The sequence below is a fragment of the Paraglaciecola polaris LMG 21857 genome (assembly GCF_000315055.1).
In the GTDB taxonomy this organism is placed as follows: Bacteria; Pseudomonadota; Gammaproteobacteria; order Enterobacterales; family Alteromonadaceae; genus Paraglaciecola; species Paraglaciecola polaris.
The window spans coordinates 128,872-141,246 of the sequence record NZ_BAER01000014.1 but is presented as its reverse complement, the minus strand read 5'-3'; the positions used below and the strand labels follow the sequence as shown (position 1 = coordinate 141,246).

Below are 12,375 nucleotides of genomic sequence, written 5' to 3'. Positions count from 1 at the left end.
GAGTGACCATATGCAGGCAAAATAGCGGATTAATTAGACTTTTCACTAGACCAACAAATTGTAATCGATTACAATTTTACAAAGCATTAACTTTTGACTTGTTATCTATGTTCACAACAAAATGAAAGCTGAACTTAGATGGTGGCGCTGAAATGCCAAAGAAAATTTACTTTCATAGGTATAACTAAATGAATTATAAGCTTATTTTTTCCATCCCCCTGTTCTTGCTATTGGCATCTTGTGGGGCAACACCTGATAACAAGGAAGCGTCGACGGCCACTCCTACAGTTGATTTGGTCGCATATGTTAATCCGCTCATGGGCACAGATTCCAAGTTCAGCCTTTCAAATGGTAATACTTATCCAGCGATCGCCACTCCATGGGCAATGAACTTTTGGACACCTATGACCGCCCCTATCGGTGACGGTTGGACCTATAAATACGATGACGATCAAATTCGAGGCATTAAACAAACTCACCAACCTAGTCCTTGGTTAAATGACTATGGTGCATTTTCATTAATGGCCGTCACAGGTGAAATGAAATTCAACCAAGATGACAGAGCATCCTGGTTTTCCCATAAAGCTGAACAGGCAAGTCCTGATTATTACAGTGTTTATCTGGCATCATATGATGTAACGGCTGAGGTCACCCCGACCGAGCGTGCCGCGCAATTTCGCTTTACCTTTCCCGATGCGGATAACGCGTACATTATCTTAGATGCTTTTGATAAAGGCTCTATGGTTAAAATTCTGCCTGAGCAGCGTAAAATAATCGGTTATGCCCGTAATAATCACGGTGGGGTACCTGATAACTTTCATAATTACTTTGTGGCTGAATTTGATAAAGATTTTGAAATCAGTCGCACTTGGACTGACGAATATCAGTTAAATGATGATGCACTGCAAAGTGAAGGTGAGCACGTTGGCGCCGTTATTGGCTTTAAAACTAAGCGAGGCGAAAAAGTATCGGTAAAAATAGCGTCTTCCTTTATCAGTCCAGAACAAGCCCAGTTAAATTTAAGCCGTGAGATTGGTCAGGATGACTTTGATACGACTCGCCAAAAAGCCCACCAAAATTGGCAAACGGAACTCTCCCGTATTGAAATTGAGGATCAGAACAAAGACAACTTACGCACATTCTATTCAGCACTTTACCGTGTGCTGTTATTTCCTCGTAAATTTTATGAATACAACGAGGCTGGCGAAGTCGTTCATTACAGCCCATACAATGGCGAAGTGTTACCGGGTTACATGTTTACTGACAATGGCTTTTGGGACACATTCCGTGCAGTCTTCCCGTTTTTCACTCTGATGTATCCTGAGTTAGACGCGCAAATTATGGAAGGTTTAGCCAATACTTATAAAGAGTCTGGCTGGCTTCCTGAGTGGGCAAGCCCTGGCCATAGAGGGGTCATGATCGGCTCGAACTCTGCGGTGAATATTGCGGATGCCTACTTAAAAGGCATAACCGATATTGATATCGATACCCTGTACGAAGCTATTTTGAAGAATGCGCAAGTGGACGAAGGACGTCCCGTGAGCTCAGTGGGCAGAGAAGGCGTCGATTACTACAACGAACTGGGTTACGTCCCCTACGATGTGGGTATTCATGAGAATGCAGCGCGTACACTTGAGTACGCTTTTGCAGATTTTAATATTTATCGTTTGGCCGAACGCTTAGGTAAAAAAGACGACGCTGCCAAGTTCAAACAAAAAGCCCTTAATTACCAACACCTGTTCGATCAGCAAAGTGGCTGGATGCGCGGTAAAAATGAAGACGGTAGCTTTCAAAGCCCATTTAATCCGCTCAAATGGGGGGATGCTTTCACCGAAGGTAACAGCCTGCATTACACCTGGTCAGTCTTTCATGATATTGCCGGATTAAAAAACCTAATGGGCGGTGACCAAGCGTTTGTGAACAAACTTGATAGCGTGTTCAGTATGCCGCCTGATTTTGATGACTCTTATTATGGTTTCACCATCCATGAAATTCGCGAGATGCAGATCGTCAACATGGGTAATTACGCCCATGGCAATCAGCCAATACAACACATGAGCTACCTATATAACTACGCAGGTCAGCCTTGGAAAGCACAATATCATGTACGTAATATCATGGATAAGCTCTACTCAGCGACCCCTGACGGATATTGCGGAGATGAAGATAATGGCCAAACCTCCGCTTGGTATGTGTTCAGTGCGTTAGGCTTTTATCCGGTAACTCCAGGTAGCGACGAATACATACTCGGTAGCCCTCTTTTTGATAAAGCGACCTTGCATTTACAAAACGGGGAGCGCTTTACCATTAATGCCAAGCAAAACAGTGCGCAGAATGTCTATGTTGATGATGCGATGCTTAACGGCAAGGCATTTAATAAAACCTTTTTATCCCATCAGCAAATTTTAAATGGCGGCGAAATAACGTTCGACATGACAAATAAGCCCAACAAAACATGGGCGACAAGCAAAGACGCAGTGCCCTATTCAATGTCGACGGCTGACGTAGCACCCCATTAATCAACGTGCCAGCTTCGGCTGGCCTTTAAAGAGTACATAATTATGGCAGGACCGATTGCCCCATCATCCGTAACCCTAAGTGAACCGGTGAAAAATAGTCATTTTGCATTTGCTGCAATGACCACATTGTTCTTCATTTGGGGTTTCATAACCGCTTTAAATGACATTTTGATCCCCCATTTAAAGGCCGCTTTTGACCTAAACTATACCCAAGCTATGTTGGTGCAGTTTTGCTTTTTCGGTGCCTATTTCATCGTCTCTCCGATTGCTGGAAAGCTCATCGAAAAGATTGGTTATATTCGCGGCATTATTACCGGTTTGCTCACCATAGCAGCAGGCTGCGCGATATTTTATCCCGCAGCTGAAGTTGAGGTGTATGCGGTATTTTTACTCGGCCTATTCATACTCGCCAGCGGGGTAACTATCTTACAAGTCTCAGCCAATCCCTATGTAGCGGTGCTGGGTCCTGAAAGCACAGCAACCAGTCGTTTAAGCCTAGCTCAAGCAATCAACTCGGTAGGGCACACCCTTGGCCCTATGTTTGGTGCAGCATTAATTTTCGCCACCATAGGCGTCGCCTCTGAAGACGCAGAAATCAGCGCTAAGGCTGTACAGTTTCCATATTTATTGCTCGCCGGTGTGATGATTGCTACAGCCATTGGCTTTAAGTTTTTAAAATTACCCGCTATTCAATCCCAGGAAAGCGAACATGAAGTTAAAAGCACTGACTCTATCTGGTCTCATAAGGCATTGGTCTTTGGCACAATCGCTATCTTCTTTTATGTTGGTGCTGAAGTCAGTATCGGTAGTTTCTTAGTGAATTATTTTTCACAGCCTGATATCGCGGGGCTAAATGAGCGCCAAGCCAGTCAAATGGTATCTTATTATTGGGGTGCAGCTATGATTGGTCGTTTCGTCGGCGCGGCGCTGACTCGCGTGATTGCACCAATCTATGTCTTGGCGTTCAATTCTGCCATTGCCATTGTGTTGCTGTTTACTACCATGAATACCCAAGGCGATGTCGCCATGTGGACGGTAATCTCAATTGGCTTCTTTAACTCGATTATGTTTCCTACTATTTTCACACTGGCTATTCGCGGACTCGGACCCCTTACTGGTCGCGGATCAGGCTTGTTATGCCAAGCAATCGTAGGCGGCGCTATTTTACCGCTAGTGCAAGGTTATGTTGCTGATATGACCAACGTACAATTTAGCTTCATTGTGCCTGTAGTGGCGTACATTTATATCGCCTGGTATGCATTGGTTGGTTCAAAACTTACAAGCCGTTCCGCCACTGTAGCCAAGTAAACTGAAGAAGTGTACTTGGCTAGATAACCAGCCATAACGACAAGTAACTGATTTCAATCGTTAACGAATGAGTAAAATTTTATGAACTACCACAGCCCAGCATTTTTAATGACACACTGCCAAGACATTCTAAATTTCTATGACCCTCGGGTAAAAGATTCACAAGGCGGTTTTTTCCAAAACTACTTAGACAACGGCGAATTGTTCGATGCTGGTTTTAAGCAATTGGTCAGCAGCACACGCATTGTCGTTAACTACGCTTCGGCTGGCGTGTTGTTTGAACGTGACGATTATTTAGCGATGGCTCGTCACGGTTTAGATTATGTCGAGCAAGTGCACTGGCAACCCGCAGCAAACGGTTACGCATGGACATTGCAAGATAATAAACCACAAGATATGACGCAACAGGCTTATGGTTATGCTTTCGTATTATTAGCTTATGCAGCGGCTCGTAAGGCGGGCATTATCACTTCGAATGAAATGTTAGTGACTACCTATCAGCAACTTGAATCACGCTTCTGGCAAGCAGATTATGGCTTGTACGCAGATGAAATAAGCCCTGAGGGTGACTTGAGCCCTTATCGTGGTCAAAACTCAAACATGCACCTATGTGAAGCTATGTTGGCCGCTTATGAAGCCAGTGGTGAGCAGTTGTTTCTTGATAGAGCACAAACACTTGCAACAAACATCGCTTTTCGCCAAGCAGACCTCACCGATGGTTTAGTGTGGGAGCACTACACCACTGACTTCCAACCTGATTGGGAATATAACAAAGACGACCCCAAGAACCTTTATCGTCCTTGGGGCTTCCAGCCAGGTCACCAGACCGAATGGACTAAATTACTGCTTATTTTACACCGTCACGCGCCTAATCCTAAGTTAGTAGAACGTGCTAAACAGTTATTCGACCGAGCCTACGATAAATGCTGGGATGACGTCCATGGTGGGCTAATTTACGGCTTCGCTCCTGATGGAAGTTGGTGTGACGATGACAAATATTTCTGGGTGCAAGCAGAAAGCTTTGCGGCAGCGGCCATGTTGTTTTCAGCCACGCAAGATGAAGGTTATTTGGAACAATATAATGCTTTGTGGAAATACAGTTGGCAGCACATGGTCGATCACAAATACGGTGCTTGGTTCAGAGTATTGCAGCGTGACAACAGCAAATACAGCACGCAAAAAAGTGCTGCAGGTGCAAAATGTGATTATCACACTTTGGGCGCGTGTTTCGAAGTACTGCGCACATTGGGCAATACACGCTTAAAATAAACGGATACCAGTATGATCAGACAATTATTATTCGCCAGTGCAGTGCTGGCATTAAGCGCGTGCTCAGATCAAAAACACGCTGACATGCCAGAGCAAGGAAAGGTGTTCGACCCATTAGGCTACGTGGATCCATTTATTGGCACCGACGGCAAGGGAAAAACCTATCCAGGTGCCACCGTGCCCTATGGCATGGTGCAATTAAGCCCAGATAATGGTCGCACTGGCTGGGATTGGATCTCTGGCTACTTTTATCCTGACAATATCATCGCTGGCTTCAGCCATACCCATTTATCTGGCACAGGTGCAGGAGATTTATACGATATCTCTTTTATGCCACTGACTCGGCCATTTCATATTGAAAAAACCGAAGGGGGCCCAGAAGATGGCACAATAGTATCCCGCTTCAATCACCAGAATGAACAGGCATCTCCGGGCTACTACCAGGTACATTTAGACAATTACGCGATCAATGTAGAATTAACTGCTGGCCTGCGCAGCGGTTATCAGCGCTATCAGTATGCCAAAAACACCCGTGACGCCGTTGTGCGAGTCGATCTCGGTTACAGCCGCAATTGGGATAAGACCCTAGCCACTCATATCGACGTGATTGATAAGCAGACAATAGGCGGTTTTCGTAAATCTACTGGTTGGGCAAGCGACCAAAGAGTCTATTTTTACAGTGAATTTTCTCAGCCGTTCAGCGCCCATACTTTGATAAATGATAAAGTAAAAAGCGGCGAAGTGAGTGCCTCAGGAGTCAATTTAGCAGGGGAATTTGATTTTGACTTAACTGAGCTGCCAACCGATGAAAAAGTGGTTACCGTGCGCACAGCGATAAGCTCGGTGAGCATAGAAAATGCCAAACATAATTTATTGGCTGAAGGAAAAAATAAAAGCTTCTCCCAAGTTAAAGATCAAGCGCAACAGGCTTGGCGCAAACAGCTTAGCACAGTAGAAATCAGTGCCGAAAAAGATGACATGACGCAGTTTTATACCGCCATGTATCACACCGCTTTGGCCCCTCGGGTGTTTTCTGATAGTAACGGTGAATATAAAGGGCCAGATGGCCAAATTCACAAGAGCGAAACCTATCCTAGGTATGAATTTTTCTCTTTGTGGGACACCTTTCGCGCCTTACACCCATGGAAAACCATAGTCGAACCAACGCGAAGCAAAGAATTGATGGCATCTATCATGGATCACTATCAGGTTGCTGGACGCTTACCTGTGTGGAACTTTCAAGGTAATGAAACCGATATGATGATGGGGTACCACAGTGTGCCAGTGCTCATTGATGCCTATTTTAAAGGCTTAATTGATGCCAGTGGTGAACAAATTCTCGAAGCGGCCTTGCAAAGTGCAACTCAAAAAGAGTTTGGCCTAGAGAGCTACCAAAAGCTCGGATATGTGCCGTTTGAAGAACGCAGCTGGAATGTTTCTTTAACCTTGGAATATGCCTTTGATGACTGGGCAATAGCGCAGTTGGCTAAATCCTTGGGTAAAGTCGAGTTGTATCAAGAATTTCAGGCTCGGGGGCAAAACTATCGCACCTTGTTTGATCCGCAAACTGACTTTATGCGCGCAAAAGGGAAGAACGGCGAGTTTCGAACTGATTTTAATCCTGATGCCTATCACCCAGAAGATTACTGCGAGGCTAACGCATGGCAGTATAGCTTTTTTGTTCCCCAAGATGTGAACGGTTTAATCGATATTATGGGGGGCGCTGAGCCTTTCGAAGCCCAATTAGACGCTATGTTTGAAGCACAGCAAACGGTTGGTGAATTTCCAGAATGGATTTCCGGTTACATAGGCCAATACGTGCACGGTAACGAACCCAGTCACCACGTGCCTTATCTCTATCAATATGTGGGCAAAGGCAGTAAAACACAGAAGTACGTGCGTCAGATTATGGACGAGCTTTATCATACCGCCCCTGACGGCCTGTCAGGCAATGAAGATGCAGGGCAAATGTCAGCGTGGTACTTATTCAGTGCCTTAGGATTTTATCCGGTGAATCCGGTATCAGGCGAGTATGTATTGGGCAGTCCAGAAGTGTCTTCTGCCACCATACATCTTGAAAACGGACATGGCTTTCACGTGGAAGCGCACAACCAGTCTAAAGACAATATATATGTGCAGAGTGTTACGTTAAACGGCAAACCATTAACGCAGTTCTCTATCACTCATCAGGACATTTTAGCTGGGGGGGAGTTGGTATTTGAAATGGGATCACAACCGCAATGAAAGCATTACTCACTATCACTTTAAGCCTTTTCGCCCTATCAAGTAGCACTCTCTCATTGGCGCAAGAGCAGCAACAAAGCCCAGCGGATTTCGTCAATCCTTTTGTCGGTACGTCTAACTTTGGTGCCACACATCCAGGCGCTCAGTATCCCCATGCGTTAACATCAGTGGCGCCTTTTAATGTGGCTTTTGAGCACGAAAAACTAAATAAATTTGAGAAAGACGCCGCGTGGAATTCCCGCGTATATATTCACGAAAATAAATTCTTAACGGGCTTTACCCATGTGAATTTAAGTGGCGTAGGCTGCCCAGAATTAGGTGTGATCAATATCATGCCTACCGCGGGAGATTTAGAACTAGATGCACAAAAATATGGCTCAACTTACTCTGACGAACACGCTAAACCTGGTTATTACCAAACAACGTTAGACAAGTATGACATTAAGGCTGAAGCCACCAGCACCTTACGCACAGGGTTGAGCCGTTATACCTTCAATGCAGGTCAGGGAAATATCATACTTAATCTGGGATTGGGACTGACGAACGAAACCGGTGGTTCCCTTAAGATAGTATCCGATCATGAAATTGAAGGTTCTCGCACCGTAGGGACATTTTGTTATAACCCACAAGATGTTCGGCCAGTCTATTTTGTCGCCCGTTTCAGCAAACCCGCTAAGTCGCTGGGAACCTTTAAAAAGATGCCCAAATTTACCGGTGTCGAAGGGGAGTGGATGCAGAACAATGACAGCATCAAGTCATACCCAAATTATCGCCATGTGATGAGTGGCGACAATATTGGTGCTTATATGCGCTTTGATACTGAAGCAAAGCAGCAAATTGAGGTAAAGGTTGGTATTTCTTATGTGAGTATCGAAAACGCTCGGCAAAATCTAGCGACAGAGCAACCCACATTTGCGTTCGACGAGACTCGCTCAAAAGCGAAAAAGGCCTGGAATGCATTGTTATCGCGTATCGAAGTACAAGGCTCCGACAACAATAAAACCCTACTGTATACGGGTTTGTATCATAGCTTGATTCACCCTAGCATCATCCAAGATGTTAACGGTGAATATCCGATCATGAGCCAACAGCACACAGCTCAAGTCGGTAATACCCAAGGAAAAAATCGCTATTCGGTCTATTCGTTATGGGACACAAGCCGAAACCTGCATCCCTTATTAAGTTTGCTTTATCCTGAGATCCAGTCGCAGATGGTTGATTCGGCGCTGGCTATGTATCAAGAAAGTGGCTGGTTACCCAAATGGGAGCTCCTCAGCATGGAAACCCAAACCATGGTAGGTGATCCAGCAACGGCCATGATTGCCGATACCTACTTACGCGGAGTCGATACCTTCGATATCGAGCAAGCATATCGAGCCATGCAGAAATCAGCAGATACCCTTAACAACAACCCTATACGTCCTGAAAATCAAGACTATCTCACTTTGGGTTATGTACCGGTAGATGACGAAGAACCATACGACGGCAGCGTGTCCACGAGTCTTGAATACTATGTGGCAGATTTTGCCCTAGGCAGCCTGGCAAACGCTTTAGGGCATGAGCAAGATGCCCTAAAATATTTAACCCGAGCGCAAGGGTACCGTCATTTATTTGATAACGACACTGGCATGTTACGTCCCAAAAAACGCAGTGGCGAATGGCCAACACCTTATGATCCTGAGCTTGGCCGTAATTTTGAACCTGCTCCGGGTTACATTGAAGGTAATGCATGGAATTACCGATTTTACGTACCGTTCGACATTCCCGGCATGATTGACTTATTAGGCGGAGATAGCCGCTTTATTGATGCTTTAAACGCCACTTTTGCAACGAACAACTTCGATATGGGCAATGAACCCGACATTACCTATCCTTACCTGTTCAACTATGTTTCAGGTCAAGAACACCAGACCGCACTGAATGTGCAAAAACTGATGGCCCAACACTTTACGGATCAGCCGGCAGGTTTGCCTGGCAATGATGATGCAGGCACTATGTCGGCTTGGTTAGTTTTTAGCATGCTGGGCATCTACCCTGTATCACCTGGAGATATGGACTACGCTACCTCCAGCACAGCGTTTGATAAAGTGACGGTTCATCTTGATCAGGCTTATTACCCGGGTAAAACCTTGCTCATCACGCCCTTAGCCAAAGACCAGAAGCAGCCAATGCTTAACAATAAGACACTCACAAATGGCTTTGTGACCCATCAACAACTTACCCAAGGCGGCAGCCTAAAACTGCTCGCCCCTGTAGAGTAAAACTTCAACGCCAAACATCTCTCACTTTTTATCAAGGCGTGAGGGGATGTTTGGCTTGATTTTCATCGCGCATTTCGCCCCTGCAGATCCCTTTAAACAAGTGTCGAAATTGCAAGATTCAGTGTGTATCCGCCTACAATCAAAAATAGAAATAAACAGCCTGCTAACAACAAGGGCTTCAAGCCAGCTTGACGAATGGCCCCAATGTGAGTACGCAGCCCCAATGCAACCATGGCAATGGTCAGTAAAATTCCATCCAAATTAATAATTTCCCCAGTCACCTGAGGTGACAACATCTGAGTTGAGTTGATGCCACTAGCAAGGATAAATAGCACAGCAAACCAGGGGATCCTGATTTTACTACCCTGAACCGCATTGGGGGTTGACCCTTTGGCTAACGTTCCATTGTCACTCGCGTGCTTTTTGTTTTGCCATACGGACAACACCATCAGAAAAGGCGCTAACATCATCACTCTAAGCATTTTCTCGATCACTGCAATATCCGCTGCTGCTGGGCTAACCGCACTGCCAGCCGCAACCACTTGGGCGACCTCATGAATAGTCGAGCCGACAAAAATCCCGTAGGCATGTTCGCTTAAACCCAAATAACGATACATTAACGGGTAAAGAAACATGCTTAATGTGCCAAACACAACCACAGTCGCGACGGCGACAGACACTTTGTGCGCCTGTGCTTTCACCACGGGTTCTGTGGCCATTACTGCCGCCGCGCCGCAAATAGAGCTACCCGCACCGATGAGAATAGTAGTTTGCTCATCGAGTTTGAAAACGTGCTTACCCAGTTGCATAGCCAGCCAAAACGTCAAGCTAAGCATGGCAATATCGGTGAGCAGACCTTGCCAGCCCACTCCTGTTACTTGTGCAAAGGTGATACGAAAACCAAATAGCACCACGCCTGCTTTAAGTAACATACTTTTCGCATAATCCACCCCTATGTCCGTGTGCGTTGCCATGGAAGAAAACAAGGTATTACCGATTACAACTCCTAACACTATGCCTAAGGTCAGTGAGCTTAGACCGGCTTGTTGAATGAAATCGACTTGGCTTAAGTAGATAGCCATAAATGCAATGGTAGTGACTAACACCAAGCCCAACCACCAACGACGATCAACGTATAGGCTGACATCAGAAGAAATGCCCTGACCACCATGAAAGAAAAAATGCTTAACCGCGCTGTACATGGAACCGCTCCTAACTAAGTGGTTTAAAAGTTGACTTAATGATAGGTAGCGGCAAAATATAACTCCAATACATTAAAATCATGCATTGATAACTACAGGTTAATAAATTGAATTTACATGCACTGCGAGTGTTTCATACCGTTGCCCATTTAGGCAGTTTTTCTCAGGCTGCAGAGACCCTTTGCATAAGCCAACCTGCGGTGTCTAAAGCCTTGAAAGAATTGGAACATCAATTAGGAATGCAGCTTATACAAAGAGCATCAAGAGGAAAGAAACTTGCCCTGACTGAAGGTGGTCAAGAGCTGTTTAATCACGCTCGTAGCATTTTTGCCATTGAGCAGGCAGCATTAGAAGCAGTACGGGCAAGAACGGGTTTAAAACGCGGCGCCTTATTGATAGGGGCCAGTACTACGATTGCGGGCTACTGGCTTGCACCTTATATTGCCCGATTTTGCAGTCAACATCCGCTAATCAACGTTGAAGTACAAGTGGCCAATACGGCACAAATAGAACAGGCATTATTAGCTTGTAGGATCGATCTGGCATTAGTTGAGGGCAGCGCAAACGAACCACATATTACCAGTCAACACTGGCAGCATGACCCCATGAGTATAGTGATCCCAAGCACACACAGTCCCTCAGAAAATATAGAAAATTGGCTGAGTGAACAATTATGGTTACTGCGAGAACCAGGCTCAGGCACTCGGCAAATGTCTTTTAAATTACTTGCCAAACAAGGGATCACCGTCAATAACAACATGCAACTTGGCAGCAATGAAGCCATTGCACGCTGCGTGGCACAAGGTATGGGTGTGGCATTACTGCCCGACGCCGTCACGCAAGATTTGCTCTTGCTCGGCAGAATAAAAACATTAACGACTAAAAAGAACGTGCTGATGACACGTCCATTGTATCAACTCCGCTATCGCGATCGCCCTTCTTCTCCCGCCGCCAAGGCATTTGAAGAGAGCCTTTTTGAGCCCCTTAATGGCTAATAGCTAATTAAATTGCCGTAACCAGCTATCTCGGGAGATTTGCTATAAAACATGCTCCCTCAGCTGGCTTTTTATTGGAACATCAGGATGCTGGAAATTAGCTAAAGTGTCGTGCATACCGATCCGTGTCATCACCGCTCGGGACGGTTTATTTAACTTAGCGGTAAAGACATCAGCTGTGTTAGTTGCAGCTGCACAAACGCATACTCAAGCGCTTTTTCAGCCGCTTCAGTGGCAAAGCCTTTAGCCCAACGGTACCTGTGAAGTCGCCAACCAATTTCTACACAAGGGGAGCCGGGCAAATTAGTATTAGCGATATGTAGCCCGACAAAACCAATAAACGCCCTATCGTTTTTTTGCATACCGCCCACAGTCCCCAACCGCGCTTATTGATAGGCGCTCGGCATTTATCGGCTAACCTATCACTTTGTACTTTGCTGTACACGGACGGGAAATAACGCATTGTCTCAGGGTCTGAGTTTAGCCCATAAAATGGCGCATAATCGCTAGCGATCCAGTTGCGTAAATTCAGCCGGTCAGTTGCAAGCATTTGCGACACAGTTATTTCCCTAACGTG

The 12,375-nt window shown here is 45.5% G+C and carries 9 protein-coding genes; 6 read left to right on the top strand and 3 right to left on the bottom strand.

What is annotated here, in order from left to right; translation table 11 throughout:
• Positions 1 to 188 precede the first annotated feature (188 nt).
• The 5 genes from GPLA_RS01695 to GPLA_RS01675 all read left to right on the top strand — a co-directional run bounded on the left by GPLA_RS01695 (position 189) and on the right by GPLA_RS01675 (position 9,601).
• A complete protein-coding gene (locus GPLA_RS01695; protein ID WP_040513759.1) occupies positions 189 to 2,519 on the top strand; it encodes a GH92 family glycosyl hydrolase in 2,331 nt (776 codons plus the stop codon).
• Positions 2,520 to 2,561: 42 nt separating this feature from the next.
• Positions 2,562 to 3,827 (top strand): sugar MFS transporter, encoded by a 1,266-nt coding sequence (locus tag GPLA_RS01690; RefSeq protein WP_007103069.1) that lies wholly within the window; start codon positions 2,562 to 2,564, stop codon positions 3,825 to 3,827.
• Between the two features lie 81 nt (positions 3,828 to 3,908).
• Positions 3,909 to 5,096, top strand: a complete 1,188-nt coding sequence (locus tag GPLA_RS01685) for an AGE family epimerase/isomerase (protein ID WP_007103068.1) — start codon at positions 3,909 to 3,911, stop codon at positions 5,094 to 5,096.
• Between the two features lie 12 nt (positions 5,097 to 5,108).
• Positions 5,109 to 7,340, top strand: a complete 2,232-nt coding sequence (locus GPLA_RS01680; RefSeq protein WP_007103067.1) for a GH92 family glycosyl hydrolase — start codon at positions 5,109 to 5,111, stop codon at positions 7,338 to 7,340.
• Positions 7,337 to 9,601: a GH92 family glycosyl hydrolase gene (locus GPLA_RS01675; RefSeq protein ID WP_007103066.1), complete on the top strand. Its 2,265-nt coding sequence runs from the start codon at positions 7,337 to 7,339 to the stop codon at positions 9,599 to 9,601. Before GPLA_RS01680 ends, GPLA_RS01675 begins: the two co-directional genes overlap by 4 nt.
• Positions 9,602 to 9,693: 92 nt before the next feature.
• On the opposite strand, the gene GPLA_RS01670 is transcribed toward GPLA_RS01675, so the two are convergent.
• Complete coding sequence (locus GPLA_RS01670) at positions 9,694 to 10,803, bottom strand: YeiH family protein (RefSeq protein WP_007103065.1); 1,110 nt, start codon at positions 10,801 to 10,803, stop codon at positions 9,694 to 9,696.
• 107 nt (positions 10,804 to 10,910) lie between these two features.
• Between GPLA_RS01670 and GPLA_RS01665 the strand changes: the two genes are divergently transcribed.
• Entirely contained in the window at positions 10,911 to 11,798 is an 888-nt protein-coding gene (locus GPLA_RS01665) for a LysR family transcriptional regulator (RefSeq protein ID WP_007103064.1), read from the top strand.
• A gap of 152 nt (positions 11,799 to 11,950) precedes the next feature.
• Here GPLA_RS01665 and GPLA_RS24290 read toward each other — a convergent pair whose 3' ends face one another.
• Together GPLA_RS24290 and GPLA_RS01660 are read right to left on the bottom strand one after the other, a co-directional pair.
• Positions 11,951 to 12,160, bottom strand: a complete 210-nt coding sequence (locus GPLA_RS24290; protein WP_007103063.1) for a GNAT family N-acetyltransferase — start codon at positions 12,158 to 12,160, stop codon at positions 11,951 to 11,953.
• Positions 12,079 to 12,348 (bottom strand): GNAT family N-acetyltransferase, encoded by a 270-nt coding sequence (locus GPLA_RS01660; protein ID WP_335670176.1) that lies wholly within the window; start codon positions 12,346 to 12,348, stop codon positions 12,079 to 12,081. Before GPLA_RS01660 ends, GPLA_RS24290 begins: the two co-directional genes overlap by 82 nt.
• Between the last annotated feature and the right edge of the window lie 27 nt (positions 12,349 to 12,375).